General features: G+C 68.7%; 27 protein-coding genes and 1 pseudogene. 13 read left to right on the forward strand and 15 right to left on the reverse strand.

The window, feature by feature from the left end:
• Positions 1–144: pseudogene (locus ABIB25_RS22895) on the forward strand (IS630 family transposase); the annotation flags it as partial.
• A gap of 69 nt (positions 145–213) precedes the next feature.
• On the opposite strand, the gene ABIB25_RS22900 reads toward ABIB25_RS22895, so the two are convergent.
• The gene (locus ABIB25_RS22900; RefSeq protein WP_354530840.1) at positions 214–903 is read right to left on the reverse strand and encodes a TetR/AcrR family transcriptional regulator; all 690 of its coding nucleotides are present in this window, start codon (positions 901–903) and stop codon (positions 214–216) included.
• A gap of 89 nt (positions 904–992) precedes the next feature.
• On the opposite strand from ABIB25_RS22900, the gene ABIB25_RS22905 reads away from it, so the two are divergent.
• Entirely contained in the window at positions 993–1,742 is a 750-nt protein-coding gene (locus tag ABIB25_RS22905; RefSeq protein ID WP_354530841.1) for an SDR family NAD(P)-dependent oxidoreductase, read from the forward strand.
• Positions 1,743–2,401: 659 nt separating this feature from the next.
• On the opposite strand, the gene ABIB25_RS22910 is transcribed toward ABIB25_RS22905, so the two are convergent.
• Positions 2,402–3,619: a TerC family protein gene (locus ABIB25_RS22910; protein WP_354530842.1), complete on the reverse strand. Its 1,218-nt coding sequence runs from the start codon at positions 3,617–3,619 to the stop codon at positions 2,402–2,404.
• Positions 3,620–3,826: 207 nt separating this feature from the next.
• Positions 3,827–5,032, reverse strand: a complete 1,206-nt coding sequence (locus ABIB25_RS22915) for a PucR family transcriptional regulator (RefSeq protein ID WP_354530843.1) — start codon at positions 5,030–5,032, stop codon at positions 3,827–3,829.
• Positions 5,033–5,123: 91 nt separating this feature from the next.
• On the opposite strand from ABIB25_RS22915, the gene ABIB25_RS22920 reads away from it, so the two are divergent.
• Entirely contained in the window at positions 5,124–5,600 is a 477-nt protein-coding gene (locus ABIB25_RS22920) for a hypothetical protein (protein WP_354530844.1), read from the forward strand.
• A 130-nt stretch (positions 5,601–5,730) separates the two neighbouring features.
• On the opposite strand, the gene ABIB25_RS22925 is transcribed toward ABIB25_RS22920, so the two are convergent.
• The gene (locus tag ABIB25_RS22925; protein WP_354530845.1) at positions 5,731–5,853 is read right to left on the reverse strand and encodes a hypothetical protein; all 123 of its coding nucleotides are present in this window, start codon (positions 5,851–5,853) and stop codon (positions 5,731–5,733) included.
• A 77-nt stretch (positions 5,854–5,930) separates the two neighbouring features.
• A complete protein-coding gene (locus tag ABIB25_RS22930; RefSeq protein WP_354530846.1) occupies positions 5,931–6,104 on the reverse strand; it encodes a hypothetical protein in 174 nt (57 codons plus the stop codon).
• A gap of 403 nt (positions 6,105–6,507) precedes the next feature.
• Here ABIB25_RS22930 and ABIB25_RS22935 point away from each other — a divergent pair, with 403 nt between their 5' ends.
• Positions 6,508–7,317, forward strand: a complete 810-nt coding sequence (locus tag ABIB25_RS22935; protein ID WP_354530847.1) for a phytanoyl-CoA dioxygenase family protein — start codon at positions 6,508–6,510, stop codon at positions 7,315–7,317.
• 45 nt (positions 7,318–7,362) lie between these two features.
• Here the strand turns inward: ABIB25_RS22935 and ABIB25_RS22940 are convergent, their stop codons facing one another.
• Positions 7,363–8,382, reverse strand: coding sequence for a zinc-dependent alcohol dehydrogenase (locus ABIB25_RS22940; RefSeq protein WP_354530848.1), 1,020 nt, complete (start codon positions 8,380–8,382; stop codon positions 7,363–7,365).
• Between the two features lie 123 nt (positions 8,383–8,505).
• On the opposite strand from ABIB25_RS22940, the gene ABIB25_RS22945 reads away from it, so the two are divergent.
• Positions 8,506–10,212, forward strand: coding sequence for a dihydroxy-acid dehydratase (locus tag ABIB25_RS22945; protein WP_354530849.1), 1,707 nt, complete (start codon positions 8,506–8,508; stop codon positions 10,210–10,212).
• Between the two features lie 30 nt (positions 10,213–10,242).
• Here the strand turns inward: ABIB25_RS22945 and ABIB25_RS22950 are convergent, their stop codons facing one another.
• Positions 10,243–11,784: a hypothetical protein gene (locus ABIB25_RS22950; protein WP_354530850.1), complete on the reverse strand. Its 1,542-nt coding sequence runs from the start codon at positions 11,782–11,784 to the stop codon at positions 10,243–10,245.
• Between the two features lie 491 nt (positions 11,785–12,275).
• On the opposite strand from ABIB25_RS22950, the gene ABIB25_RS22955 reads away from it, so the two are divergent.
• Both ABIB25_RS22955 and ABIB25_RS22960 read left to right on the forward strand, forming a co-directional pair.
• Positions 12,276–12,629, forward strand: a complete 354-nt coding sequence (locus ABIB25_RS22955) for a hypothetical protein (RefSeq protein ID WP_354530851.1) — start codon at positions 12,276–12,278, stop codon at positions 12,627–12,629.
• A 50-nt stretch (positions 12,630–12,679) separates the two neighbouring features.
• Entirely contained in the window at positions 12,680–13,621 is a 942-nt protein-coding gene (locus tag ABIB25_RS22960) for a pseudouridine synthase (RefSeq protein ID WP_354530852.1), read from the forward strand.
• A gap of 605 nt (positions 13,622–14,226) precedes the next feature.
• On the opposite strand, the gene ABIB25_RS22965 is transcribed toward ABIB25_RS22960, so the two are convergent.
• From ABIB25_RS22965 to ABIB25_RS22980, 4 genes are all read right to left on the reverse strand, one after another.
• Entirely contained in the window at positions 14,227–14,553 is a 327-nt protein-coding gene (locus ABIB25_RS22965; RefSeq protein WP_354530853.1) for an L-rhamnose mutarotase, read from the reverse strand.
• 64 nt (positions 14,554–14,617) lie between these two features.
• The gene (locus tag ABIB25_RS22970; protein WP_354530854.1) at positions 14,618–14,884 is read right to left on the reverse strand and encodes a DUF6295 family protein; all 267 of its coding nucleotides are present in this window, start codon (positions 14,882–14,884) and stop codon (positions 14,618–14,620) included.
• Between the two features lies 1 nt (position 14,885).
• Entirely contained in the window at positions 14,886–15,641 is a 756-nt protein-coding gene (locus tag ABIB25_RS22975) for a dienelactone hydrolase family protein (protein ID WP_354530855.1), read from the reverse strand.
• A 47-nt stretch (positions 15,642–15,688) separates the two neighbouring features.
• The gene (locus ABIB25_RS22980; RefSeq protein WP_354530856.1) at positions 15,689–16,543 is read right to left on the reverse strand and encodes a phosphotransferase; all 855 of its coding nucleotides are present in this window, start codon (positions 16,541–16,543) and stop codon (positions 15,689–15,691) included.
• A gap of 67 nt (positions 16,544–16,610) precedes the next feature.
• Here ABIB25_RS22980 and ABIB25_RS22985 point away from each other — a divergent pair, with 67 nt between their 5' ends.
• From ABIB25_RS22985 to ABIB25_RS22995, 3 genes are all read left to right on the forward strand, one after another.
• Positions 16,611–17,399, forward strand: a complete 789-nt coding sequence (locus ABIB25_RS22985) for a type 1 glutamine amidotransferase family protein (protein WP_354530857.1) — start codon at positions 16,611–16,613, stop codon at positions 17,397–17,399.
• A 39-nt stretch (positions 17,400–17,438) separates the two neighbouring features.
• Positions 17,439–17,678 (forward strand): mycoredoxin, encoded by a 240-nt coding sequence (locus tag ABIB25_RS22990; protein WP_354530858.1) that lies wholly within the window; start codon positions 17,439–17,441, stop codon positions 17,676–17,678.
• Positions 17,679–17,982: 304 nt separating this feature from the next.
• Entirely contained in the window at positions 17,983–18,480 is a 498-nt protein-coding gene (locus ABIB25_RS22995) for a GNAT family N-acetyltransferase (protein WP_502919888.1), read from the forward strand.
• Between the two features lie 58 nt (positions 18,481–18,538).
• On the opposite strand, the gene ABIB25_RS23000 is transcribed toward ABIB25_RS22995, so the two are convergent.
• Complete coding sequence (locus ABIB25_RS23000; protein ID WP_502919887.1) at positions 18,539–19,684, reverse strand: MBL fold metallo-hydrolase; 1,146 nt, start codon at positions 19,682–19,684, stop codon at positions 18,539–18,541.
• A gap of 85 nt (positions 19,685–19,769) precedes the next feature.
• Between ABIB25_RS23000 and ABIB25_RS23005 the strand changes: the two genes are divergently transcribed.
• Positions 19,770–21,236 (forward strand): LLM class flavin-dependent oxidoreductase, encoded by a 1,467-nt coding sequence (locus ABIB25_RS23005; RefSeq protein WP_354530860.1) that lies wholly within the window; start codon positions 19,770–19,772, stop codon positions 21,234–21,236.
• Positions 21,237–21,245: 9 nt separating this feature from the next.
• On the opposite strand, the gene ABIB25_RS23010 is transcribed toward ABIB25_RS23005, so the two are convergent.
• Positions 21,246–21,509 (reverse strand): UBP-type zinc finger domain-containing protein, encoded by a 264-nt coding sequence (locus ABIB25_RS23010; RefSeq protein WP_354530861.1) that lies wholly within the window; start codon positions 21,507–21,509, stop codon positions 21,246–21,248.
• Between the two features lie 167 nt (positions 21,510–21,676).
• On the opposite strand from ABIB25_RS23010, the gene ABIB25_RS23015 reads away from it, so the two are divergent.
• The gene (locus ABIB25_RS23015) at positions 21,677–23,263 is read left to right on the forward strand and encodes a Na+/H+ antiporter (RefSeq protein WP_354530862.1); all 1,587 of its coding nucleotides are present in this window, start codon (positions 21,677–21,679) and stop codon (positions 23,261–23,263) included.
• Between the two features lie 90 nt (positions 23,264–23,353).
• Here ABIB25_RS23015 and ABIB25_RS23020 read toward each other — a convergent pair whose 3' ends face one another.
• Together ABIB25_RS23020 and ABIB25_RS23025 are read right to left on the reverse strand one after the other, a co-directional pair.
• The gene (locus ABIB25_RS23020) at positions 23,354–24,826 is read right to left on the reverse strand and encodes a HAMP domain-containing sensor histidine kinase (RefSeq protein ID WP_354530863.1); all 1,473 of its coding nucleotides are present in this window, start codon (positions 24,824–24,826) and stop codon (positions 23,354–23,356) included.
• The gene (locus ABIB25_RS23025; protein ID WP_354530864.1) at positions 24,823–25,521 is read right to left on the reverse strand and encodes a response regulator transcription factor; all 699 of its coding nucleotides are present in this window, start codon (positions 25,519–25,521) and stop codon (positions 24,823–24,825) included. The genes ABIB25_RS23020 and ABIB25_RS23025 overlap by 4 nt, the downstream gene beginning before the upstream one ends.
• Before the next feature lie 146 nt (positions 25,522–25,667).
• On the opposite strand from ABIB25_RS23025, the gene ABIB25_RS23030 reads away from it, so the two are divergent.
• Positions 25,668–26,468, forward strand: a complete 801-nt coding sequence (locus ABIB25_RS23030) for a hypothetical protein (protein WP_354530865.1) — start codon at positions 25,668–25,670, stop codon at positions 26,466–26,468.
• The last annotated feature ends 105 nt before the right edge of the window (positions 26,469–26,573 follow it).

The raw sequence follows: 26,573 nt of genomic DNA on the forward strand, positions 1-26,573 counted from the left end.
CCGGACCTAATCGAAAAGATCGAAGAGTATCTGGCTGCCCACAACAGCAAAGGGATAAAGTTCACCTGGACGGCCACCACGGACCAGATCCTGGCAAAGGTCGCCCGCGGCCGTGTCGCCCTGGCAAAAGTCAGCCAAATTTGAGACACACCACTAGAATGCCGCCAGATTCACCGCATCCAGCGGCGCTGCAGTGCCGATCAGCGTTCCGATCTACCCGGCAGCGTAGGTCCGGATATGGGCCAGAACCGTGTCGAGGCCGGTCCGCAAAGGCGTGGTGTTGCGGCGGGTCTGGGTGAGCAGGAGTCCGCCTTGTAGTGCGACGAGGAGTGCAAGTGCGAGTGCATCGGTGTCGGTGTCCGGGCGCAAATCACCCCGGTCCCGCATGCGCCCGAGGCCGGCGCGAATGGGTGCCTCCCAGCGCTCGAAACCGTCGGCAAGGTCTGCCCGGGCCCGCAGGTTGTCCTCGGCCAGTTCGGCTGCGATCGATCCGATCGGGCAGCCCCCGGCGCAGTGCCGCCTTTCCTGCATGTCGACGAGGAGGTCGCGCCACCGCTCGAGCGCTGGAAAGCTGTCGAGTTGGTCGAGGACTGGCCGCTGCGCGGCAAGGATGCCATCGGTCTGATGGGCGATGACGGCGCGGATGAGTTCGTCCTTGTCGGTGAAGTAGTGATAGAGCTGCGACGCGCTGACACCCGCTCGACGCTGGACGTCCTCGATGCCGGTGGAGGCCACTCCATGGGCGAACACCAGTTCCGCGGCGGCCGCAATGATGCGCTGCCGCGTGGCCAGGCCCTTCGCGGTGAATTTCCGTGCGGCGGTCGGCGTGACCCCGCTCGCCGCGTTCGTTTCGCCGGTCCGGCGTTCGTGGCTACCTTGCTGCTCCGCTGTCGTCGGGTTCACGTTGGCAGACTATCTCCATTTTGGAGTTGACACTCCAATCGTTCGGGTGCATGGTCTGGAGTGCTCACTCCACTAACCGAGAGGTTCTCATGACCCCCGACCTGACCGGCTCCACCGCCCTGATCACCGGCGCCACCAGCGGAATCGGCAAAGCAACCGCCGACCAGTTGGCCGCCCTGGGCGCGCACGTCATCGTGTCCGGAAGAGACAAGACACGCGGCGACGCCGTCGTCGCCGGTATCCGCGCCGCGGGCGGGACGGCGGACTTCGTCTCAGCCGATCTGAACGACGAGGACAGCGTGCGCAACCTCGCCTCCCGCGCTGCCGAGGCGGGTGGAGGGCACGTCGACATCCTCGTCAACAGCGGCGGCATCTTCCCCTTCGGCGCCACCGCCGACACACCGACCGAGCAGATCGACGAGGTCTTCGCGGTCAACGTCAAGGCCCCCTACCTGCTCGTCGCCGCTCTTGCCCCGGCGATGGCCGAACGCGGCCACGGCGCAATCGTCAACGTCGCGACCATGGTGTCGGCGATCGGCATGACCGGGATGGGCCTGTACGGCTCCAGCAAAGCCGCCCTCGTCCTGCTGACCAAGTCCTGGGCCGCTGAATTCGGTCCCGCCGGCGTCCGCGTGAACGCCGTCAGCCCCGGCCCCACCCGCACCGAAGGCACTCTTCCCATGGGCGAGGCGCTGGACCAACTCGCCGCAGGAGCACCCGCCGGGCGCGCCGGGCAGCCGGAGGAGATCGCCGCGGCCATCTCCTTCCTCGTCACCGACCAGGCTAGCTTCGTGCACGGTGTCGTGCTGCCCGTCGACGGCGGACGTCTCGCCGTCTGACAGTTCTGCAAGCACCGAGCAGCTCAACTGGATCATGTGCATTGTCGACACGCTCTGCCCGGTCGCTGACCCGGGTGGAGCGTCGCCGGCCGACATTCACGCATTCACCTCAGCAGAAAAGACAATCCCCACATGACAATCGGGCTGCGAATTCTCGCGCTTCTCGAGGCCAGGCCCGGCAAGGGTGACGAACTTGCGCATTCCGGCAAGCGGGCCGTGAACTGGCGCCGGCCGAGCAGGGGACTGTCACCTGGTACGCCTTCGAGATCAGCGACAGCAACTGCGGAATCCTCGACACCTTCGAGACCTACGACGACCGCGAAGCCCACTTTGCCGGAAAGATCCCACGGGCTCTCGGCCAGGTCGCTACCGAGTTGCTCGCATCCGCGCCGGACGTTCGACCGGTCGCCGTCAAGTAAGTCGACGTGGTCGCAGTCAAGTAATCAGCCGCTCCCACGCGACAACGAAGAGACTCGTGAGTGATCAGGTCAGCGGTTGAAAACGTGGGGGCGTCAGCTATCTCAAGGCCTCCCGGTGCGGCGGTGACACAACGAGAACTGCCCCGGGGCGCGATGTGCGCTCCGGGGCAGCTCTAGTGCTCGGCCTTCGAGTGATGCCGAGCTATTGGTGGTGCTGGGCCACTACCGGTGGTACCCGGACTAGTTGGTCGAGCCGGTATCGCTTGATGCGGTAGAGCTTTGCCCGTCACCGGCCGCCGGCTTCGTCAGCATGGCTGGAGTGGAGCCGTCCCCGGTGGACCCGGCAGTCGATCTGGCACCGGCTGATCCTGCAACGACCGATCCGGCAGTGACTGATCCTGCAGCGACCGATCCGGCAGTGACTGATCCTACAGCGACCGATCCGGCAGTAACCGATCCATCGTGAGCCGTTCCGCCGTCAGCGATCTCGGCGAGTTCGGCGTCCTCGTCCTCCGCAATGTCCTCTTCGGGAAGCGGATTCCGGAGCGAGGCGACGATCGAGACGGTCAGGGCGATGATGATGACGGCCAACGAGACCAGGGACGGGATCTCCGGGATCGAGTTGGAGATGACCTTGTGGCCGGCCTGCAGGAACAGCTTCACGCCGATGAAGGCGAGGATGAACGCGAGGCCCTTGCCCAGGTGGTGGAACTTCTTGAGCATGCCGGCCAGGAGGAAGTACAGGGCCCGCAGACCAAGGATGGCAAAAGCGTTGCTGGAGTAAATGATGAAGGTGTTGTCGCTGACCGCGAGGACGGCGGGAACACTGTCGACGGCGAAGACCAGGTCGGCCGCTTCGATGGCGACCACGACGGCGAGAAGCGGTGTGGCGATGCGCTTACCGGCCTCCTTGAAGAAGAACTTGGTGCCGTGGTACTCATCCGAGACCGGGACGACCTTGCGCAGCAGTCGGACCGCGAAGCTCTTGCCGGGATCCATCGCTTCGTCGTTGTCCTTCAGCAGCTTGATCGCGCTGTAGATCAGGATGGCGCCGAAGACGAAGAGCACGGCGGTGAACTGGCTGACGATCGCAACGCCGGCCGCGAGGAAGATGCCGCGGAATACCAGTGCGCCGATGACACCGTAGAACAGAACCCGGTGCTGGTACTCACGCGGAACCTGGAAGTAACCGAAGATCAGCGCGAAGACGAAGAGGTTGTCGACGCTCAGCGATTTCTCGAGCAACCAGGCCGTGGTGAACTCGACTGCCGATTCGCCGCCCATGGTGGCCCAGATGACGCCGGCGAAGACGAGGGACAGGCCGACCCACACGGCGCTCCAGATCGCGGCTTCCCGGAACTTGATGATGTGGGCCCCGCGATGGGCCAGTAGGTCGATCGTCAGCATGATGATGACCACGGCGCCGAATGCGGCCCATGCCCAGAGTGGAACGGTCACGATTGCTCCTTGATGGGGAAGGGTGAAGACAGGGGAATGAGGAGGAAAGCGGCTGGAGCAGTGATGCCGCTTGCTCCGATGTCCCTAGTCTGCCTTCGACATCGCTGCAGATCTACGGCAGAAATAGGCCATAATTTGGAGCTCGCGCTGCCGATCTTCGGCAGTTTGAATGAGGAGGCCAGGTTCACCGTCGAAGCCAGGCAGCTCTCAGCTTTTCTCCGGCCAGTGCAGAAGGCGCGCACCCAGAACGGCCGTCTGGAGCTCGAAGCGCTGGGCGGGGTCGGCCGGATCGCGGCCGGTGAGTTGGGCGATCTTCTCCAACCGGTAGGTGAGGGCCCGCACCGACAGGTGGAGTGATCGGGCACTGAGCGAGGCGTTGCCCCCCGCGGCGAAGTAGGCCTCCAGTGTGCGGAGCAACGGCTCGGCGCCACCGCGCGCGTCGAGCAGCGGTGTCAGCACACCCTCGAGCAGCTCGCGCATCGCCGACTCGTCGCGGACCAGCACTCGTTGCACCAGCAGGTCGGCCGCGTTGAGCACCCGCTCGTTTCCGCCGAGCCTGGCCCCGAGCTCGAGCGCCTCCTGGGCCTGCTCGAACGACAGCCGTACACCGCTCGGACCCTGGTGACCCTGCCCGACGCCGATCCGCCAGTCGCCGACCGGCGCGGTCCGGCGGAGCTTCGCCGCGCGGTCCAGAGAGACTCCTGGCAACGATCGGGTCAGGCCCTTGATCACCTCGTCGATCGCATTGCGATCTGGCGCGGCGAAGATGACTACCAGCGCACCTTCCTTGGTGGTAACCAGTGCGTCCGCGTCGGCCTTCGAGCCCTGGATGGATCGCTCGAGAAGGCCGGTCAGCGGCGAGGAGTCGGTGAACGGCTTGTCCGCCTGGACGACCACCACGGCGTGCGGCCCGGCCAAACTGAGTCCGAAGAGCGCCGCCCGGTCGACGAGTCCGGACAGGGCTTGGGCACCGCCGAGCAGCAGGTCGTCGACGAACTCCCGTCGAGCGGCGGCCTGCGCCCTGACCAGATCCCGGCGGGCGAGCTGATAGCCCTCGGTCAGGACCGCGACCGCGTCGTCGGCAGCCCGCAGCATCACCTCGCCGGCCAGCACCACCGCGGCTGGATCCTGCGCGGCGCGTTGCACTTCGGGGAGGTGCCGCCACAAGCGCCAGGCCGCCGACAGGTACAGGTCGACCAGGGCCCGCAGTGCCACTCCGCGCGCGGCGGCCCGGCGGCCGGAGTCCCGGTAGCCGGCCAGTTCGGTCCGGCGCAGTCGGGTGCCCGTGCCGACAGCGGCGGCCAACACCGGCAGGAAGTCGCCGAGCAACTCGGCGTCGATGCCGCCGGCGTCGTGTGCGGCCTTCGCGGCGATCGCGTCCAGACCGGCAGCGGTGGTCCCGGGGCTGGTCATGGTCACATGATCATGCATCCGTCTCCCGGTTCGCTCCCCGGGCGGCGGGCAACCGGTCTGATGTCGAGGATGGCCCACCTACTGTGTGGGCATGACCACGAAGATCACCGGTGCCGCCGAGGAGGTCCAGGCCGCCTTCCGGGAGGAGCTCAATCCGGCCCGTCGGAACGTCGTTCTGAGCTGGTCGAGCTTCACCGCGACCTTCGCTGCCGTGCGCGGGATCACCTACAGCATCAAGAACGGTCGCGGCCCGTTCCGCAATGTCTTGATCGGCGGCACCCACATCCACCACTACCTGTGGGGGATCGGGCTGCTGGCCGGGGTCGGCGGCATGGCCGTCCGGGGCAACACCCTGAAACCACATGCCACCGTGCCCCTGGCCTACGGGGCCGGACTGGCCCTGATCGTCGACGAATTCGCCCTGCTGCTCGACCTGAAGGACGTCTACTGGGCCGAGGAGGGCCGGGTGTCCGTCGACCTCGGGATCAGCGCCATCTCCGCGGTCGGGACCGGTCTGGCCGCCGGCCCGGTATTGCGCCGGCTGGCGCGGACGTTCCGTCGCCACTAGTCCGACCATCAGTCCTGGAGTCGGCTCCGCGACCGACCGGCCTACTCGTCCGGCGACCCTTCGGTGCGGGCAGCGGGACCGGCAGGCATTTCGTCCGCGGAGCAGCCGAAGGTGAGCTGGCCGGCGATGTTCATCCCAGGACGCGGCCGTAGTGGTCGATCGTCACGACGGCGTCCATCGCGGCGTCGAAGATGGCGCTGAAGAGCGGTTGGAGTTCGGTGGGGCCAGCTCGGTCGTCCCCGGGGGCAGTCACCGGGACGACCGCAGCCAACCGGCTTGCGGCGAAGCGCCGCAACCGCGGGAGTGGCGCCGCAGTCGGCTTCGACGGCCTCAAGCCAAGGGGGTGAGGTGCTTGGCCTGCAGCTTCTCGATCTCGGATCGGGAGGCCAGGCGCTCTTCCGACGCCGGGAGCGCACCGGCGAGCCGGATCTGCGTGCGGTGGGTCAGCCGGATCCGCGCGGCGCGCGGGCTCCGCGGACGGATGCGGGTCAGCAGGGCGGTCATGGCGTTCGGTTCTTCTTTCCGGAGGACGGAGCAGGCCTGGAACCTGGCCTGACGGTGGGTAGAGCGCGGTGGATCGGGTTCTGATACGTGCCGGGCTGCTGGATCGGCCGGTGGTTCGATCCTGATCGCTGCACGGACTGCCGGGCGAGGGAGCGGGCACCGGGGTTGGCCGTGGCGACAGCACCACGCCAGACCCACCACGCCAGACCCACCACGCCAGACCCACCACGCCAGACCCACCACGCCAGACCCACCACGCCAGACCCACCACGCCAGACCCACCACGCCCGGACCTACGAAGCCCGGACCACCACGCCAGACCCCACGACGCCGGACCACCACGCCCGGACCACCAGGTCGGATTCTCCGCGCGACCAGAGAACGCGACCATAGAATCTGCCGGATGACGCAGATCACTGTTTCGCCGGAGACCGTGCGGACCTACCAGCGCGAGGGCGTGGTGCTCGTGCGCGGGGTCCTCAGCCCGGCGGAGGTGGCTGCCGCGGCCGGTGCGATCGAGACGGTGCTGGCGTCGCCGTCATCGTTGGCGCAGGTGGCGAGCGGCCCGACGGACCCGGGTTCGTTCACCGAGGATTTCCGCCGCTGGAACGACGTGCCGGCGATCGCGGATCTGGCCACCCTGTCGCAGGTGCCCCGGATCGCCGCCGAGCTGATGGGCTCGCCGACGGTCCGGCTGTACCACGACCACGTGCTGGTGAAGGAGGGCGGAACGACTCAGCGCACGCCGTGGCACCAGGACCAGCCCTACTACAACGTCGACGGTCGTGGGGTCAGCGCGTGGATCCCGGTCGACCCGATACCGGAGGCGGGCTGCCTCGAACTCGTCGCGACGACGCATCGCGGTCCGTGGCTGATGCCCAGGACCTTCATGGCGGGCGAGGCGAAGTGGTTCCCCGAAGGCACTCTCGAAGAACTGCCGGACATCGAGCACGACCGTGACGCATTCTCCATCCGTCGCTACGAGATGGAGCCCGGCGACGCCATCTACTTCGATTTCCTGACGGTGCACGGCGCGCCCGGCTTCCCGTTCAGCGGCCGTCGGCGCGTCCTGTCCCTGCGCTACCTGTCCGAATCCGCCCGGCACGCTCCGCGCCGGTGGCGCACCTCGCCGCCGTTCGACGGGATGGACCTCGAGCTGCCCGCCGGGGCGGTTCTCGAGCACCCGCTGTTCCCGGTGGTCTGGCCGCGCTGAGCTCCGGTTCAGCTCGGAAAGTCCTGACCTGCCCAGAGATGTGGCCTACCGGCGGGGATCGATGTGGATCTTGGGTCCCGCCCCGGCGTCGTCGGGCCGCCAGCCGGCGAGCACGTCCGGTGCCCGGTCCAGCGCAACGGTGGCGGCCACCAAGGGGTCGGGATCGACGCTGCCGTCAGCGTAGGCGGCGATGGTGGCGGCCATCGCCGGTGAGCCGGAGAGGTGGCCAATCACCGTCAGGTCCTTGAGGACCAGTTGCCGGGTGTCGATCAGGCTGGGCCGGCCGGCCAGGCCGACGCAGATGATCCGTCCGCCTGGTTCGACGAGATCTACTGCGGCGCTGGGTACATCGGGACCGTCGGTGCCGTCGATGATGGCGTCGAAACGCAGGGCGGGGAGTTCGTCGGCCGCCCAGGCGGTCAGTCCGAGGTCGCGGGCGAGCTGCAGGCCGGGGAGAGACCGTCCGATGACGTGGACCTCAGCCCCCAGGCTCCGGGCGAATGCGGCAGCGAGCAGGCCGATGGTCCCCGGTCCGAAGACGGCGACCCTGGAGCCCGGCGTCAACTGTGCCGATTCGGCGGCCCGCCTGGAGTTCCCGCCCGGTTCGACCATTGCGCCTGCGCTGTCCCCGACGGTGTCCGGCAGGGCGTGCAGACTGCTGGCCGGGACCATCACCTGTTCGGCCACGGCCCCGTGCCAGCCTCCGAGAACCCCCACCTCATAACGATTCTCGCAGATGTGCTGGCGACCTCGCCAGCATCGTTCGCACTGGTGGCAGCCGAGCATGGTGTCACCGGTGACCCGCTTTCCGAGCCATGCGGCCTCCGGTCCGTCGCCGGTGCTCGACACGGTGCCGGACCATTCGTGGCCCGGCCGCAGCGGGTAGCTCGCCTGACCGCTGACCAGGTACGCCATGTGGCCGTTGAAGAACTCGCCATCGGTCCCGCAGACGCCGGCGCGGTGCACGTCCACGACGACCTGACCCGGCCCGGCCACCGGAGCCGGAACGTCGGTGATGACGGCCTTGCCCGGCCCATCGAGGACCAGTGCCCGCATGGTTCGCATGCCGCACGATAACCGCCTGCCAGGACAACCCCCGGGGTGCGGTGGCACTCGGGTCCGATAGCGTGCAGAACGGCTCACCGCGCGAGCGGCCGGCCCGGCCCGGAGATCAGTAGGGAGCCAACTGTGCGCAGCCAGCAGTGGTACGGCGGAGACGACCGCAACTCCTACATCCATCGGGCGTGGATGCGGCGTGGCCTGCCGGCCGGTGCTTTCGACGGCCGTCCGCACATCGCGATCGCAAACACCGCCTCCGATCTCACGCCGTGCAACTCGCATCTGGACGAGGTGGCGACCAGCGTCAAACAGGGGATCTGGGCGGCCGGCGGCATCCCGATGAACCTCCCGGTGGTCTCGCTGGGGGAGACGCAGGTCAAGCCGACCGCGATGCTGTGGCGGAACATGGCGGCAATGGCGACCGAGGAGATGCTGCGCGCCAACCCGATCGACGGTGTGGTGCTGCTCGGCGGCTGTGACAAGACCATCCCGTCGCTGTTGATGGCGGCCGCCTCGGTGGATCTCCCGGCCGTGGTGGTGCCGGGCGGGCCCATGTTGACGGGCCACTTCCGGGGGCAGCCGTTGGGCTGCGGCACCGACGTGTGGCGGCTCAGCGAGGAGGTGCGGGCCGGCACCCTCTCGCAGGCGGACTTCATCGACTCCGAATCGTCGATGATCCGCAGTCGTGGGCACTGCAACACCATGGGAACCGCGTCGACGATGGCCTGTGTGGCGGAGGCGCTGGGCACCACGATGCCGGGCATCGCCGGCACGCCCGCCCCGGACAGCCGACTGCTTGAGCGCTCCCACGCGACCGGTCGCCTGATCGTCGAGATGATCGAGGCCGACCGCCGCCCGAGCAAGATCCTGACGGCCGGCTCGTTCCGCAACGCGATCGTCGCGCTGGCCGCCATCGGCGGGTCGACGAACGCGGTCGTGCACCTGCTGGCGATTGCCGGACGGCTCGGTATCCCCTTGACGCTGGATGATTTCGACACCACCGGGGCGGGGGTGCCGCTGCTGGTCGACCTGCAGCCGGCCGGCCGGTTCCTGATGGACGACCTGCTGCGGGCCGGTGGTCTGTCCGCGGTGCTGGCCCAGGTCTCGGACCTGCTGGACCCGGACGCGCTGACCGTCACCGGCCGGCCGTTCGTGGAACACCTGGCCGGAGCGCAGATCTGGGACACCGAAGTGATCCGTCCGCGCACCGACCCGCTGTTGCTCGACGCCGGGATCGCCGTGCTGCACGGCAATCTCGCTCCAGACGGTGCGGTGATCAAACCCGCAGCGGCCACCGCCGCGCTGCTCCAGCACCGCGGGCGGGCGGTGGTCTTCGACAGCATCGAGGACGTTCACGCCCGGCTCGACGACCCGGATCTGGACGTCGACGAGGACTCGGTGCTGGTACTGCGCGGCTGCGGACCGCGAGGGTATCCCGGGATGCCGGAGGTGGCGAATCTACCCATCCCGCAGAAGCTGCTGGCCCGCGGAGTGCGCGACATGGTCCGGGTCTGCGACGGGCGGATGAGCGGAACCGCCTACGGCACAGTCGTTCTGCACGTCTCGCCGGAAGCCGCGGCCGGTGGGCCGCTGTCGCTGGTGCAGACCGGTGACCCGATCGTGCTCGACGTCGCCGGCCGTCGCATCGACATCGACATCCCGGCAGCAGATCTCGCAGCCAGGGTGGCGTCGACCGCGACGACGGCCGCGTTCGCCGCACCGACGCGCGGTTGGCAGCGGCTCTACGTCGATCATGTGATGCAGGCGAACACCGGCGCCGACCTGGACTTCCTGGTCGGGTCGAGCGGCGACGTGGTCACCCGCGAGTCGCACTGACCTCGTCCGCCCAGGGGCCGACGGCGCCGGTCAGTTCTCGTAGTTGTCCACGAACCAGGCCTTCCAGCGGCTCTTGGCCGTCGCGGCTGGTAGGCGCTGTCCGGGGTGGTCCGGGTCGGGGAAGAAGTCGAACGGAGTCTGGGCCGGTTTGAGGTACATCAGCGCGGCGATCTGCATCATCGTCAGGTAGCCGTCCTCGCGCTCGAGATATCGGAAGACCGATCCGGCGATCGCGTAGTAACCCGAACCGTCGGTGGACGAGGACGAGTACAGCTGCGCCTTGGTCGGCATGCCGTCGGTGAGGTGCTCGGTGTACCAGCTGGACGAGGTGTTCTTCGGGTCGTTCGGTTCCGGGTAGTCGACATCCGCGCTGTCGCCCAGAGAGTCGCGGTAGAGCGTCTCCACCGCTACGGCAATGCCCTCGGCAACCCAGGTGGGCGGCGAGTTCTCGTTGCGGCTTGGCAGCGACGAGTTGCGATTCATCAGCTGGTGGGTCGATTCGTGGGTGATGACGTCCGTGGCGTACTGGCGTCCCTCACGGTCGTTCGGCACGACCGAACCGTCGGCCGACTGCAGCATCAGCACGATTCGCGACTGGTCGGAGTAGCGGGTACCGGGGTAGTCCCCGTCTGCGTCGACCAGACCAGCTGTCACGTTGGATTGTTGCCCCGTTCCGTCGAGACTCAGGAACCAGTGAAAGGGTTTGTCCGCCAGAAAGATCACCTGACCCTTCGGGACGACGAGGCCGGTTCCGGCGAGCTGCGCGGAGGACCAGGAGATGCCGCGGTCGGCGGCCTGCAGCGCCGAGTCGGACCAGTAGACGAGATCGCCGTCGGCGGCGTCGGCCACCACCGCGATGTTGTTGTGGTTGACCACCTTCAGCGTGCAATCGCAGTTCATCGGATCCCCGAGGTACTTGGGCTGCCAGGAGGTGATGGTCAAGGTGTCGACACCTGCTCGGGTGGTGATGCGCGCACCGACGCTGTAGACGATGCCAGGCATGGAATCGTCGTCGTCATACGGGGTCCGGACGCCGAGCACCAGGGTGCGAGTGAGCGAGGACACCGAATCCGTTGCCCCGGAGGAGTAGTCCTGCGAGGGAGCGAACTTCACCGCCGCCACGCCCAATGCTCTGGTGTTGCTGAACCAATGGCCCACCCGACTGTTCAGGGATGGGGCAAACGGCGCCAGGAACTTCTTCCGATCGCCCGACCGGAGCCCGGCGGCCAGGGAAGCCAGCAGTTTCTCGAAGGCAGCGTCGTGCCTGACCTGGAGGTCGTACGGGCTGACCGACGTGGGAGCGGTCGTGAGGGGTTTTGTGGTCGGCGAGGCGGACTGCGGCCGGTCTTGATCCGGGGTCGTCGCCGGGGTGGTGCTCGTGGTGGGTGAGGTGGGGGCAACCGCCACGGTGTCGTCGGTCGTGCTGACGGTCGATGGGACACTCGCCGCGGCGGTGGCGGGGGCTTTGGCCGCCTCACCCGCGACGACGGTGGTGCACCCGCCTACCAGCAGGGCGCCCAGCAGGGCGACGACGAGCAGCGGACGTGAAGGTCGGTCGGCCGGTCCACTCATCTGCACCCCCGCCCGGTGGGTCGAGCACGACAACGACGCCGCCCGCGGCAACTACTGGATGTGAGCGGTTGTTAGCGCAGCATAGGCGATCTGCCGGAGGTGGGCCGGGCGGCGCGGACGACGGCAGTCGTGCAACCCGGTGGTGGCTCGCTCCCGTCTCTCCAATGGCGAACGCTCTCACCGAGCGAAACGACCTCTCCCGGAGGTGTGTGGTGATTCCACAGGGGCGATCGACGGTCATCGCCGTCATCCTCGTCGGGGTGCTCAGCTGTCTCACCGGCTGCGCGGGTGGAGGAGTACCGACCGGAGGAGCCGCGTCGGCGCAACCCCCGCCAATACCACCCGCTGTATCCCTACCCACCGCGTCGGCATCCGCCCCGCCTCTGTCGCTATCGAGTTCGAGTTCGAGTTCGAGTTCGGCATCACCTGCACCGGCGATGCGATCGGTGCCTACATCCGCGGCATCGGGCGCCGGACTCAGCATCACCTGGGTGACGAAGCCGGTTGACGTCGATGGGGCCTTCAGGCTGCTGCCGCTCCCTGCGTCGTTCGACCGCAGTTCTGTCACGGTGAGCGGGCTGCTGATGCTCCTGGTTCAGGGCGAGTCGGTGTCGGCGCTGAGGAGGAAGGCACAGGAGGTGACCTTGTGGGTCGGTGTGGGGTCGGGCGGGGGCGGCCTTCCGAAGGGGCTGATCGTCGCGTACCTCCGTCTGGCTCATGGCCCGATGTGTCTGGCCGGTGGGATGTATGGCGGACCCGTGCCGAAGCCCGTCCCGTGCAACGTGGGTGTGGTGGGGGAGTTGGCCGCTCCGCATCGGGGCTTCACCCAGGAGGGCGTGTACTGAGAGGGGGTTGGCCGGCGGTTGGTGTACGGCGCCCATGGCAGGCTGGGGGCATGGCCCGTCGGCAGGAACGTACCGGTCGCCGGCCGGCGCCGCTTCCGGTGCGGGACGGGCTGAACCCGAGTCGGGTCCGGCTGCCCGAGAGCGGACCCTGGGCGACCACCCTCGATTATCTGCTGGCCAGGTTTCACGTGGAACGGGTCCGGCTGCTGGAGAAGGTGGCCGAGTCCGAGGTCGTCGATGACGACGGCGTGCCCGTCGACGAACTGATGCCATTCCGCCCCAACTCGTTTGTCTACCTGTATCGCGACCCGGCTCCGGAGCCGCGGATACCGTTCGAGGTGGACCTGCTGTTCCGCGACGAGCACATCCTGGCGGCCGACAAGCCACATTTCCTGTCGAGCCTGCCCAACGGCTCGTACATCGTCGAATCGGCCGTGGTGCGGCTGCGCCGCCAGTTCGACCTGCCGGATCTCTCGCCGATGCACCGTCTCGACCGGATCACCGCCGGAGTACTGCTGTTCAGCCTCGTGCCGGCTGAACGTGGCGCCTATCAAACCCTTTTCGCCCGCCGTGAAGTGCGGAAGTCCTACCGGGCCGTGGCCCGGCACGATCCGGATCTCGAGCTGCCGCGCACCGTCCGGAGCCGCATCATCAAGGACCGGGGCACCCCCACCGCCTACGAGACCGACGGCGAGCCGAACAGCGAAACCCGGATCGAGATGCTGGGAGCGAGTGGCGACCGCGCGCTCTACCGACTCGACCCGACCACCGGCAAGACGCACCAGATCCGGGTGCACATGAATTCGCTGGGCATCCCGATCCTGAACGACCCGTTCTACCCGCGGATGCTGGACATCCCGCATGACGACTACTCCCGCCCGCTCCAACTCCTGGCTGCGTCGATCGAGTTCACCGACCCCGTGACGGGGCAGGAGCGCTCGTTCTCCTCGCGCCGCCGCCTGCAGTCCTGGCCCCCGCTCGCCCCCACCTGACCCACCCTGAACGCGGGTGCGCACGCACGGCTGAACGCGGGTGCGCATGCAGGCTGAGCGTGGGTGCGCATGCACGGCTGAGCGTGTGTGCGCATACAGGGCTGAGCGTGGGTGCGCATGCAGGGCTGAGCGTGTGTGCGCATAGAGGACTGCCCGGCGCATATGGAAGTTGCCTAAAATCGCGTTTTCGGGCCGAGATGGACCCTTCTGTATGCGCGTCTGACGGAATGCTCGGCGCTGGTCTGCGCAGCCAGGGCCCGGAAGCAACGGGACCGGTAGATGCGTTGGGCCAGAACGACTACCGCAGCCGTCACACGCCCCTTGTCTGACGAGGACTGCCCACGAACGGAGGCTGACGAGGCCGCCGGCGTCCTTGGCGACCGTGCGAGATCTGTCGCTGCTGACGGGCTGGCCGGCCCGGGTTGCCGGTGGCGCAGACCATCGGATGAGTGCCGGTCGAGGTCGGCCAGCCGTCGTCCGAGGGGCCGTGCTCGCGCCGTATCCGGCGCGACTGCGCATACGGTTCTGCCCGAAATCGACTGTTTTGGACTGGAAACGGGCATTTCTGAACGCGCCGGGAAGTTCGGTATGCGCGAAACGGGGGGTCAGGGGAGATGGAAGTATTCGGTGAGGCGGACGGAGCCGTCGTCGGGGCGGGCGCCGTCGGGCAGGGTGAAGTAGCGCCCCATCAGCTCCTGCCAGCGCAGGTTGATCGGTTCGGAGTCCATGGCAGCCTGCGCGGCGGCGTAGTCCTCGGTCTCCAGATAGCCGACCACCAGGCCGTCGGGCTTGCGGACGAACAACGAATAGTTGTGCCATCCGGTGCGGCTCAGGGCATCGAGCATCTCTGGCCAGACCACCTCGTGCGCGGTCAGGTACTCCGCGAGCATGTCCGGGCGGATCTGCAGGAGGAAGCAGACACGTTCGGTCATGGCGCTTCTCGTTTCATCGAGTTCGGCTGGATTCGTGAAGTTCGGCGGGTCGGGTCGGCGCGGCTCAGACGGTCAGCACCTCCGGTGCCGAGTCGAGCGCGGCCTGGATGGCCTCGATCAACGTCCGGGCGGAGGCGGCGGTCAGCTCGACGGCGACCCGCGCGGACGGGCCGTCGCCGGGTGCGCTGAAGTCGATGTTCAGCGTGTGCTCGGCCATCGCATGCACGGGATGGTCGAAGTACACGACCCCGTCGGAGACGTGGAACCATTGGCCACCAGGGCCTTTCGCGCTGCCGTCGATGGACGTCTTCACGGTTGCGTAGGTGCACACGTCAGATCCCCGATGCTGTGGAGAGGTGTTTGCCGTAGAACGCCTGGATGCGTTCCCAGCCGTCAAGGGCGGCAGCCGGCCGATACGCGATGCGGTCCGTCGAGAAGAAGGCGTGACCGGCGTCCGGATAGCTCCTGAGTTCGAAGTCCTTGCCGGCCGCTGTCAGGATCTGCCCCGTCTCGGCGACCGCCTCCGGGCTCGGATACGCATCTTCCTCGCCGAACAACCCGAGCAACGGTGCGCGCAGGTGGGGCAGCTGGTCGACCAGGTTGCTGACCTGCAGCGGGAAACCCTCCGGCGGTGTGCCGGTGACGAACGCCCCGTAGCAGTCGACGCAGGCATCGAGGTCGAGATGACAGGCGGCCAGCACACTCTGGCGGCCACCGGAGCAGTAGCCGATCACGCCGACCCGTCCGTTGCTGCTTGTCAGTGACCGCAGGTGGGCCGCGGCACCGGCCACATCGCCGATGAGCCGAGCGTCGGGTATGCCACCCATCGCGCGGGCCGTCGCCGCCGCATCGTCCGGTGCAGCACCGGGCGCGTCCCGGTAGTAGAGGTTGACACAGATTGCGTCGTAGCCCATCTCGGCAAAACGGCGGGTGATCTCCTTCGTCCCGCGGTCGAAGCCGGGCAGGTGGTGGATGACGACCACCCCACCCCGTTTCTCCGGCGCCTCCGGCCGGGCGAGATAGGCCTCGACCTGGTCGCCCGCGTCCCCCGCGATCATGATGGTCGTGGCCGTCATCGAATCTGACATCTGCTGCTGCACCGCACCTCTCGTCGTTCTCGTGATCCTACCGGCCCTCAGGTCCGGAGCCGTCTAGGCCCGAGATCCCACAGCAGCCGGTAGTAGGCCGTTCGTTCCGGGTCCGGTTCGATCCCATAGGCCTCGAGCAGGGGTCGTTCCCAGCCGGGCCCGTAGTTCCAATTTGTACTCCACGTCGCGATGGCCAGGTCGGCCCACCGGTCGGCAACGCCGAGCGCACCGAGATCGACACGGCCGCTGACGGTTCCGTCGTCGGCGAGAAGGGTGTTCGGCGCGCAGGCATCCCCGTGGCAGACGACCGCCCGATCCACGTCCGGCGGATGCTCGAGCCGCGCCAGCGCCAGCTCGACGGTCAGGTCCTGATGCTCCGGATGCCAGTCGCCTGGGTCGAGACGGCCTGCACCTGAGAGGATCTCGCCCAGTCTGGCCGGCTGGGTCCAATCGAACGGGCAGGTGGACGCGGGCGCGGCCTCGTGCAGTTCACGTAGCCCGGCACCGATGGCGGCGACGGCCTTCGCCGGGTCAGCCTTCCAGCGGGCGGTCACCGCATTCTCGCCCGGTAGGCCGGCGGTGATCAGGGTGCTGCCCTGGTCGTCCGAGCCCATGCCGAGAATGAGCGGCACCGTGACGTGCGCCGCCGCCCACCGGAGCCGGGCCGCCTCACCGGTGAGGTCGATACCCCCTGGTGGTGACCACTTCACGAAGCGGCGGTCGATACCGACGCCCACCTGGAAGGTCACCCCGGCGGCCTCGTTGCGCCACACCGGCCGGATGGGCTCCGGGCCGGCCGCGTCCCGGACCGCCCTGGGGACGAAGATGTCCGGGTGGGGCTCGCCGGACCACCCGGCATCATCCGAGCACGCTTCACCCGAGGACAACCCTTTCCATGACACACCCGTCACCTTGCCACCGGATCGATCTGACCCGTGAGGTGACCCGGACGAAGGAAGGAGATCGCTCATGACGCAGGGGATCCATCTGATCGGCGGCGGTTGGGACCCGGCAGCCGCAGTGACGCTCTACGGGCCGTTTCTCGCGCAGGCCGGGGTCAACCCGCGCATCGCCTGCCTGGTCATCGACGAGGGCGATGGTCATGCCGAATTCGCCCGGTGGTCGGAGGTGATGACCGCCGTGACGCCTTGTAGGCCCTCGCCGGTCCTGGTCCCGATCGGCAGCACCCTGGACCCCGCACAGATGGAGGGCGCTGACGCTCTACTCGTGTGCGGTGGTCTCACCCCGGCGTACGCAGCAGCTTTGGATCCCGTTCGCGACGAGCTCACCGAGTGGCTCGGCGACCGTCCTTACTGCGGGTTCTCTGCGGGCGCCTGCGTGGCAGCCGATGTCGCTCTGACCGGTGGCTGGTCGCTCGACGGTCGCCCGCTGATCCCGGAGGACTCCGGCGAGGATCTGGATGAGGTCGCACTCGCCCGCGGTCTCGGGCTCGTCCCATTCCTGGTGGACGTGCACACCGCTCAGTGGGGGACGTTGCCGCGCCTGATCGCCGCGGTCGGTCGGGCCGGGACCACCGGGGTGGCGATCGACGAGAACACCGTGCTGTCCGTCCTCGATGGCGTCGTCTCGGTGGCCGGACTCGGGCACGTGCACCACGTCGCCCCGAGCAGTGTCGCCACGAGCAGTGTCGCGACGAGCAGTGTCGCGACGAGCAGTGATGTCGGACCAATGGCGGTGACCATACGTCGGCTCGTCGCTGGCGATACGTTTCCGCTGGTCGGGGCGGCCACGCACTGATCCGGAATGCTCGCGCGCGGCCGCTGGTTGAATGCAGGCATGAGCTCACTGACCGTCTACACGACCTCCTGGTGCCCCTTCAGTCGTCGACTGGTGACCGACCTGGACCGGGCCGGCATCGAGTACCTCGACATCGACGTGGACGAGGACCAGGCCGCCGCGCTGATCGTGCAAGGTCTGAACAACGGCAACCGCACGGTGCCCACGGTCGTCTTCGCCGACGGATCCTCGCTGACCAACCCGCCGCTGGCCCAGGTCAAGGCCAAACTCGCAGGTTGACGGCCACTCGTATGACGGTCGCCCCGTCGTCTGACGCTCGAGCGTCAGACGAGTTCCAGGCCGGTCATACGAACTGCGGCCCGTCACACGAGGTGCGGCTCGTCACACGAGGTGCGGCCCGTCACACGAGGTCGCGGCCGGTCACACGAGCTGCGGCCGGCCATACGTGTTCGCGGCCGTCGTACGAGCCCTGGATACGTCCGAGCTTCGGCGAGCCGGACAGGTAGAGGCGAACTCGCTGGCTGGTCAGCTCGCCGGGCCGCCGCCGCTGTCCTACCGTGGAGCGGTGACCACGCCCCCGACCCTGACCGGAGGCGGGGTGACCCTGCGGCCGGTGGCACTCGGTGACGGGCCGGCGCTGCTCGCGATCCTCCGCACCCCTGAGGTGGCCCGGTGGTGGGGCGGGGACGACGTCGACGAGGGCAGTTGGCTCGTCGACGATCCGCTCACCGTGAAGTTCGCCGTCGTGGTCGAGGACGTCGTCGTCGGGCTGGTCCAATACAGCGAGGAAGCCGACCCGATGTACCGGCACGCGGGCATAGACATCTTCATCGACCCGCAGGTGCAGCGCCGCGGCATCGGTCGAGCCGCCCTGCGAACCATCGCCGGGTATCTGTTCTCCGAGCGTGGCCACCACCGGATCGTCATCGACCCGGCGGCCCAGAACCACCGGGCCATCAGCGCCTACGCCGCCGTGGGATTCCGTCCCGTCGGCGTCCTGCGGGAGTACGAACGCAATCCCGACGGTACCGGCTGGCACGACGGGCTGCTGATGGAACTCCTTGTCTCCGAACTGATCTGACGTCCCGGCACTGACCTGACGTCCTGACCTGGAGGGCAGGGCCTGCGACGGACGGGCGTCAGAGACCGGCCCACCACCGCGTCACGGCCGGCGGCGAGGAGACGAGCACACGACCGCCCGGCGGCGGTGCCACGATCGACTTCGGATTGCCAGCCACCAGCAGCCGCTCGATCGGTTCCGCCCACGTGTGGAACGCGAGATCGAAAGTGGCCCAATGGATCGGCATGAAGATCTTGCCGCCGAGGTCGCCGTGCGCGCGCCAGGCCTGTTCCGGATTCATGTGGATGTCGGGCCACTGGTCGCCGTAGGCGCCGATGGGCAGCAGCGTCAGGTCGAAGGGGCCGAGCCGCGCGCCCATCTCGGCGAACGCCGGTGTGTAACCGGTGTCCCCGCCGAAGAACACCCGGTGCTCGGGCCCGGCCAGCGACCAGGAAGACCAGAGCGTCACATCACGCTTCAGCCCCCGACCGGAGAAGTGACGTGCCTCCGTACAGGTCAGGGTGATCTCGCCGGCCTTCGACGAATCGTTCCAGCCCAGCTCGACGATCCGGTCCTCCGGCACCCCCCACTTGCGCAGGTGCGCCCCGATCCCCATCGGCACGAAGAACGGCGCCGACTGCGAGGCGATCAGCGCGCGGACGGTCGGCAGGTCGAGGTGGTCGTAGTGGTCGTGGGAGATGATCACCGCGTCGAGCCGGGGGAGGTCCTCGAGGGCCATCGGGACGGGGTGCAACCGGTGCGGCCCGACGGTGGGCGAGGGCGACACGCGGTCGCCCCAGACCGGGTCGGCGAGGATCCAATGGCCGTCGATCTCCAACAGCGCGCTGGCGTGGCCCAACCAGGTGGCCGCCAGATCGGCGGCCTCGGTGAGCGGCGGCACCGGTGCCAGCGGGACCACTCCCTGCGGCTTGCCGCGGTCGCCCCTGGTCAGCAGGCTCTTGAACATGCTCGCGGTGGACCCGGGCGCCAGCGTGCTCCCCGGCAGCACGTTGTGGAAAACGCCGTCGTAGTGCGGGGAACCGGTCACTTCCGGCTCGATCCGGCGCCGGGAGGCACCCATCGCCGACGGCAGCCCCCTGGTGGCGCGGCCGAGTTGGACCAGACCGGCCGTGGCAGCGAGGCCGACCACGGTGAGGATCGCCCGGGCGAGCGGAGCGACGGGAGATGTCGGAGAAAGGCCGCGGGGGCGACGAGAGGCAGGCATCTGATCAGTCTTCCAGGCCGGCTGTCGGGCACACTTCTGCCATGCCCGACGAGAGTGGCTGCTGTGCCTGACGAGAGCGGCTGCTGTGCCTGACGAGAGCGCACCCGGCCTTGCCGAACCGGCGCTGGTCGTGCTCGTCGGTCCGTCAGGAGCGGGCAAGTCGACCTGGGCGGCCGCGCACTATGCCCGGGGCGAGATCGTCTCCTCCGATCAGCTGCGCGGCGTGGTCGGGACCGGTCCGCACGACCTCGACGCCTCCGCCGACGCGTTCCGACTTCTGGAGGTGATCCTGCGGTCCCGCCTACGCCGCGGCCTGACGACGGTGGTGGACACCCTCGGCCTGGATGCCGCCCGCCGGCGGGAGTACCTGCAGGTCGCCCGGGTGGCGGGCCTGCGGTGCGCCGTTGTTCTCTTCCGCACCCCGGTCGCCCGGTGCCGTTCCCGGAACGCCGCGCGGGACGTGCCGGTGCCGGCGGCGGTGCTGACCGCGCAGGTCCGGCGGCTCCGTCAGGTGGAGCACGAGATCGCCTACGAAGGCTGGGATCTCGTCGTCACGGTGCAGGAAGACGTGCCGGCGGTTGCGACCGGTGCGGCGGCGAGACCCGACGTCGTGGTCCCGGACGGCGGGCTGGAGTTCATCCTGCAGATCTCCCGGTTCCCGTGGGGCACGGATCCGGCAGGCTGGCTCGCCGGGATGGCGCGGGCGGCCGCAGAGTCAGGTTTCGCCGGGGTGGCCCTGATGGACCACCTGATCCAGATTCCGCAGGTCGGACGGGCGTGGGATCCGATTCCCGAACCGTGGGTCACGTTGGGACTCCTGGCCGGGCTCGACCTGGGTCTGAAGCTGGGGACCCTCGTCTCGCCGGTCACGTTTCGGCCGCCCGGTATCGTCGCGAAGGCGGCCGCCACCCTGGACGTGCTGTCCGGCGGCCGGGCGTTCTGCGGGCTCGGCGCCGGCTGGTGGGATCGCGAGCACGCCGGGTTCGGATTGCCCTTCCCGAACGCGAAGAAGCGGCTCGACGACCTGGAGTCGGCCATCGAGACGATCAGGGCCCTCTGGTCGCCCGGAACCAAAAGCCATGCGGGACAACGGGTTCAACTGCCCGAGACGACGTGCTACCCGCGGCCGATCGGGCGCATCCCGATCATTGTCGGCGGTGGGGGTGAACGTCGCACCCTACGGATCGCGGCGATGCTGGCCGATGCCTGCAACCTCTCGGGCAGCGACGAGGTGCTCGCCCACAAGATCGATGTCCTGCGTCGTCATTGCCGGGATGTCGGGCGGGACAGCGACGAGGTGGCGGTGACGGTCCTGGATCTGCCGATCCTGGGCAGTGACCGGGAGGACGTGCTGCACCGCATCGAACGTCTGCGTGGCCGCCGCGCAGCTGCGACCCTGACCGGACGCGCCGGTACCCCGGACCAGCAGATCGTCCGTTACCGACGGCTGGCCGACCTGGGAGCGCGGACGGTATTCGTCTCACCCGAGGGTCTCACCGGTCCGGACGACGTCCGGCTGTTCGATCCCGTCGTCCGGACTTTCCAGGCGTAGGAGCGAGCGTCAGGTGGCGATGGTCTTGTCGACGTAGCACCACTTCCAGGACTCGCCAGGCTCGATGGAGCGCATGAGGACGTGGCCGGTCTCGGTGAAGTGTCCGCGGGCGTGGCGGTAGGGGGATGAATCGCAGCAGCCGACGTGACCGCACGTCAGGCACATCCGCAGGTGGGCCCAGGTGGCGATACCCTCGTCGTGGCACTCCGCGCACACCGCCGGTGATTCGAAGGTCGGCTCGGGACCCAGATCCTTCACGTGGCCGCAGGCCATGGGCAACTCCTGATCATCGTGCGCGCAGGGTTCAACTTGCGCGGACAGCGAATAATTCGGCAGGCGATGGCGTCTTCACTCCTGGTAGGTAATGCTCGGACGCGCAGCTCGCGGGGGCAACGGCGCCGAAGATCCATCCGAACCCCAAGGACAGGAGACTTTCGAAGATGTCAGGCGCCACGATCTTGATGCTAGTGGTCGGCGCGATCGCTATCGCCGCGGCCGCCCGCCGGTACAACCTCCCCTCACCGCTGGTATTGGTGGTGGCCGGCCTCGCCCTCTCCTTCGTCCCGCAGATCCCGAACATCGAGCTCAACCCCGACCTCGTGCTGTTCGGGGTGCTGCCGCCATTGCTCTTCAACGCCTCCCTCGACAGCTCGTACCTGAACCTCCGCGCCAACGTCAGGGCGGTGGCGCTGCTGTCCGTCGGCCTCGTGCTGTTCACCACCGTCGTCGTCGGCGCGGTCGCGTTCTGGGTGATGGGCCCGAGCCTGGGGTGGCCGCTCGCTCTGGTGCTCGGCGCGGTGGTGTCGCCCCCTGACGCAGTGGCCACGACGGCCATCGCCCGCAATCTCAAACTGCCCCGCAAGAGCCTGACCATCCTCGGCGGTGAGAGCCTGCTCAACGACGCCACCGCGCTGACGGCCTACCGGGTGGCGCTGCTGGCCGCCGTGGGCAGCGGAGTGTCCGTGGTGCACGGTTTCGCGTTGTTCGGGATGGCCGTCGGCGTCGGCGTGGCGGTGGGTCTGATCCTGGGCGCGGCCGCGGCCTGGCTGCTGTGCAAACTGTCCGACTCCCTGGTCGAGGTCGCGATCTTCCTCATCCTGCCGTTCGGCGCCTACGCGCTGGCCGAGCACTTCGAGGGTTCGGGCGTGCTGGCGGTGGTGACTGCCGGCATCCTGATCGGCCGGAAGATGCCGAAGATGCACTACGCCACCCGGCTGCAGGGCGGCTCGGTGACGGCGACCATCGACTTCGTCCTGGAGACGCTCGTCTTCGGGCTGATCGGCCTGCAGCTGCCGTCGATCATCGCCTCGGTCCACGACCGGTCGGCAGCCCAGGTGACCCTGCTGGTGATCGCGGTGACGTTGACCGTCCTGATCGCCCGGATCGTCTGGATGTTCCCGGCGACGTACGGGCCGCGCAAATTCTCCAAACGCATCAGAGAGCGGGATCCTGCCCCGTCCAAAGCCGTCATCGGCGTGCTGGCCTGGGCCGGGATGCGTGGCGTGGTGACGTTGGCTGCGGCCTACGCGCTGCCGCTCACCATGGACAACGGCCAGGAGCTGAAGGGTCGGGACCTGGTGCTGCTCTGTGCCTTCGTGGTGGTGATCGCGACGCTGTTGCTCCAGGGTCTGACGCTGCCGTGGCTGATCCGCCGGATCAACCTGCCCGTCGACGAGGATCAGGCAGACGCCCTGGCCGAGGCGCAGGCCGCGCAGCAGGCCGCGCAGGCCGCGGTCGACCGGCTCGAGGAGATCGCCGAGGCCGAGCTCCCGACCGGGTCAACCATCGTCGACGACCTCCGGACCTCTGCCGAATCGAGGGCCAACGCGGCCTGGGAACGACTGGGTCCGCAGGACGAGAGTCGGTTGGAGACGCCGTCGGAGCTGTACCGGCGGCTGCGCCGCGACATGCTGCACCAGGAGCGGACCGTGTACATCCAGGAGCGCGACAGCGGCCGGATCGACGACGAGGTGCTGCGCCGGGTGCAGCGCGAGCTCGATCTGGAAGAAGCCATGCTGGATCGCTGATCCGGTTCGGAGCCAGCGCAGCGGTCTTCGGAGCCGGCGCAGCGGCGGAGGAGCCGGCCGGTCATCCGAAGCGCAGGGAACCGGACGGGCTCAGAGGTGCTGGAGCAGCTTTGCGGTGTCCGGAGTGACGTCGGGCGTCGGGTGGGTGGCCGGAAGCACGATCTCGAAGCAGGCACCGCCGTGCCAGGGGAGACACCGCAGATCGCCTCCGCCGGCCCGGACGATGGCGCGCGAGATGGGCAGACCCAGGCCTGACCCGGCCCCGCTACGCGCAGTCGACAGCCGGACGAACCGGTCGAAGATCCGCTCGCGGTCGGCCTCGACGATGCCTGGACCTGCATCGATGATCCGGATGGACAAATGGCCGTCGTGGTAGGAACGATCAACCCGGATCCATCCGCCGACGGGCGAGACGGTCGCGGCGTTTTCCAGCAGGTTGCCGAGAGCGCGCTGGAGCTGGTCGGGGTCGAGCGAGACCAGAGCGGGCTGCGCTTCGGACAGGTTGACGTCGAGGTCGGGACGGCGTAGCCGGAGCAGGCAGATCTCCCGCTCGAGCAGGAGAGCCGGGTCAACGGCCTGGTAGAGCCGAGCGGACGGGCCCCCCACGTCCGACGGGGTGTCCAGCCGGGTCATCAACAGCAGGTCGTCGACCAACCTGGCGGCCCGCCTGGCCTGACGGACCACCTGCACCAGCCGTTCCTCGCGCTCGGCCCGCCCGAGGGGGGTTCGCAGCAACTGCTCCGAACCGGCGATGACGCCGGCCAGCGGGGTCCGGAGATCGTGGGAGGCGTCGGCCAGGAACTGCCGCATCCTGTCCTCCGCAATCCGGGCCTGCGATTCGGCCGTTTCCAGAGCGTCGAGCATGTCGTCGAATGCGGCCGCGGTCCGCCCGAGATCGGTGTTCGCCTTCGTCGGCCGGAGTCGCCGGCCGCGGGTGCCGTCACGGATCCGCCGGGCCAGGCCCGACATCCGCTCCAGCGGTCGGAGCGCCGCCCGCACCACGGTGACCAGCAACAATCCAGCGATGACGACGGTCGCGCCGCCGGCCAGCAACTCGATCTGCTGCAATCGCGCCAGCGTGTTGGCGACATCGCTCTCGGTGGTGGACAGCATGAGCTGTCCGTCGGGCAGGGCGACCTGGGCGATCAGCTGTCCGTCGGACTCGCTGAAGACGATCGCCGGTGTCACCGTCGGGACCGGCTTGGCCGGGTGGGGACCGCCACCCCCGCGGCCCGGTCCCGCGGCGGGTGGACCGTTGTCACGGCCGATGTACTCCTGCCGACCGCTGGTGAAGGTACTGAAGACGCCGTTGCCGGCCAGGCGGTCGGCCAGGGTCTGCCCGGTGACCCCCTGCTCCTGGAGGACGGCGGCGTAGCCGGCCTTGTCCTCGAGTCGTTGCTGCAGATCGGAACGGAGCGCGTCGCCGAGCAGCCAGTTCACCACCAGTCCCATCACCGTCAACACCAGCACCAGGAGCAACAACACCCAGACGGTGACCCGCCGACGCAGCGACACCGTCTTCAACGGGCGTTCGGGCGTGGTTTTCTCGACCTGGGCGCTCACGAGGCGCGCATCCGCGGGGTGGACTCGCTCATCCGGTAGCCGACTCCGCGGACGGTGTGGATCAGCCGTTCACCGTTGGCCTCGAGCTTGCGGCGCAACCCGGAGACGTAGGCCTCGACCAGGTTCGGGTCGTAGGCCTCGTACCCCCAGACCTGGGTGAGGATCTGGGTCTTGGACAGCACCCGCCCCCGATTGCGGGCCAGGTAGGTGAGCAGCCTGAGCTCGGTGGCCGTGACGGCGATGGGCCGGCCGGCGCGGATGACCTCGCCCGCGTCCTCGTCGACCAGGAGATCGGCGACCTGCAGCCTCCCGGACCTCAGCTTGCCGCTCCGCCTCAGCACCGCCCGCGTCCGGGCCAGGAGCTCGGCCATCACAAACGGTTTGACGATGTAGTCGTCGGCGCCGGCGTCGAATCCGGCGAGCCGGTCGGCCACCGCGTCACGGGCCGTGAGGAACAGTACGGAGGTCTGGGTGTGGTCGCGGAGGTGGCGGGCCAGGGTCAGGCCGGAGGATCCGGGAAGCATCACGTCGAGGACGGCGACGTCCGGCCGGAAGTTCTCGACCACCGCCGCGAAGCCGCTGCCATCGGACGCGCTCCGGACCTGGTAACCGGCATCGACCAGACCTTCCTCGATACAGGTGCGGAGCACCTGGTCGTCCTCGACCACCAGCACGCGTGCAGCATCGGAATCCATGGCATGAGCCTGCCCTTCCCAGCTGAGGGATTCCTGAGGGAAAGACGCAAATCCTGGCCGATTCAGCGGGCGTTCAGGCTCGCCGCACAGAGTCGGGTCATCCGGCGGGAATGCCCCGCCCGGTTTCAGGAAAGCGAGTTCGGCACATGAGCGACAACAACTGGCGAGACCGCCCGGACCCGGCCCCGGGCAGCACCGCCCCGGCCGCGGGCAGCACCGCCCCGGCCGCGGGCAGCACCGCCCCGGCCGCGGGCAGCACCGCCCCGGGTGGCGGGCCGGATCGGCCCCGCAACCGACTCCGGATGGCAACCATCGGGGGGATCGCGGCCATCGCGATCATCGGCGGCGGAGTGGGTGCGGTGGCCTACGCCTCTGCACCGAACGCAGCATCCCCGGTCGCTTCGCTCGCCCCGGTATCGACGACCACCTTGGCCCTGCCCACCAGCGGTGGAGCAGCGCCGTCGACCAGTCCGTCGGCTCCGGCCGCTGCCGGTGGTACCGCCGCGGCCCCGACCCCGCCGACCCGGAAGCCACACCTGGCCGGCACGGTCACCTCGGTCAGCGGGTCGACGGTGTTGATCAAGGACCGTGAGGGCTTCACTCGGATGATTCTGCTGAGCAGTTCGACCAGGTACACCGACAGCCTGTCCGCCACGGCGATCAAGGCCGGCACCAAGATCCACGCCGAGGGCACCGTCGATGCGAACGGCACCTCGCTCGACGCCGCCGCCGTCGGGCTCGACAAGGGCCCGATGGGCAGCCCTGGCGGTTCGAAGGGCGGACCCGGTGGACATGGCGGCCCTGGCCGCGGACCGGGCGGCGATCGGCCGGTACCGCCGGTTGACGGCACCGCCCCGGCGGCTCCCGGTCCGGGCACGGCGCCCACGTCCGGGGCGGCGACGCCCAGCGGCACCGTTGCTCCGCCGACGGCGACCACCACCGAGTAGTCGCCGGCAGGTAGTCGCCGCCAGGTAGTCGTCGGCCGGCAGTCACCCGCAAGTAGTCACCGGCGCAGCCGCGCCACGTGCTCGATACCGAAGGTCTGGGTCGTT

Origin of the sequence: Nakamurella sp. UYEF19 (genome assembly GCF_040546275.1) — a bacterium.
Taxonomy (GTDB): domain Bacteria; phylum Actinomycetota; class Actinomycetes; order Mycobacteriales; family Nakamurellaceae; genus Nakamurella.

What these genes read in the sequence shown, in the direction of transcription:
- ABIB25_RS22905 (WP_354530841.1), top strand. Translation starts at nt 993, where the DNA reads ATGACCCCCGACCTGACCGGCTCCACCGCCCTGATCACCGGCGCCACC.
- ABIB25_RS22915 (WP_354530843.1), bottom strand. Translation starts at nt 5,032, where the DNA reads ATGACCAGCCCCGGGACCACCGCTGCCGGTCTGGACGCGATCGCCGCG.
- ABIB25_RS22920 (WP_354530844.1), top strand. Translation starts at nt 5,124, where the DNA reads ATGACCACGAAGATCACCGGTGCCGCCGAGGAGGTCCAGGCCGCCTTC.
- ABIB25_RS22930 (WP_354530846.1), bottom strand. Translation starts at nt 6,104, where the DNA reads ATGACCGCCCTGCTGACCCGCATCCGTCCGCGGAGCCCGCGCGCCGCG.
- ABIB25_RS22935 (WP_354530847.1), top strand. Translation starts at nt 6,508, where the DNA reads ATGACGCAGATCACTGTTTCGCCGGAGACCGTGCGGACCTACCAGCGC.
- ABIB25_RS22940 (WP_354530848.1), bottom strand. Translation starts at nt 8,382, where the DNA reads ATGCGAACCATGCGGGCACTGGTCCTCGATGGGCCGGGCAAGGCCGTC.
- ABIB25_RS22950 (WP_354530850.1), bottom strand. Translation starts at nt 11,784, where the DNA reads ATGAGTGGACCGGCCGACCGACCTTCACGTCCGCTGCTCGTCGTCGCC.
- ABIB25_RS22960 (WP_354530852.1), top strand. Translation starts at nt 12,680, where the DNA reads ATGGCCCGTCGGCAGGAACGTACCGGTCGCCGGCCGGCGCCGCTTCCG.
- ABIB25_RS22965 (WP_354530853.1), bottom strand. Translation starts at nt 14,553, where the DNA reads ATGACCGAACGTGTCTGCTTCCTCCTGCAGATCCGCCCGGACATGCTC.
- ABIB25_RS22975 (WP_354530855.1), bottom strand. Translation starts at nt 15,641, where the DNA reads ATGTCAGATTCGATGACGGCCACGACCATCATGATCGCGGGGGACGCG.
- ABIB25_RS22985 (WP_354530857.1), top strand. Translation starts at nt 16,611, where the DNA reads ATGACGCAGGGGATCCATCTGATCGGCGGCGGTTGGGACCCGGCAGCC.
- ABIB25_RS22990 (WP_354530858.1), top strand. Translation starts at nt 17,439, where the DNA reads ATGAGCTCACTGACCGTCTACACGACCTCCTGGTGCCCCTTCAGTCGT.
- ABIB25_RS23000 (WP_502919887.1), bottom strand. Translation starts at nt 19,684, where the DNA reads ATGCCTGCCTCTCGTCGCCCCCGCGGCCTTTCTCCGACATCTCCCGTC.
- ABIB25_RS23010 (WP_354530861.1), bottom strand. Translation starts at nt 21,509, where the DNA reads ATGGCCTGCGGCCACGTGAAGGATCTGGGTCCCGAGCCGACCTTCGAA.
- ABIB25_RS23015 (WP_354530862.1), top strand. Translation starts at nt 21,677, where the DNA reads ATGTCAGGCGCCACGATCTTGATGCTAGTGGTCGGCGCGATCGCTATC.
- ABIB25_RS23025 (WP_354530864.1), bottom strand. Translation starts at nt 25,521, where the DNA reads ATGGATTCCGATGCTGCACGCGTGCTGGTGGTCGAGGACGACCAGGTG.
- ABIB25_RS23030 (WP_354530865.1), top strand. Translation starts at nt 25,668, where the DNA reads ATGAGCGACAACAACTGGCGAGACCGCCCGGACCCGGCCCCGGGCAGC.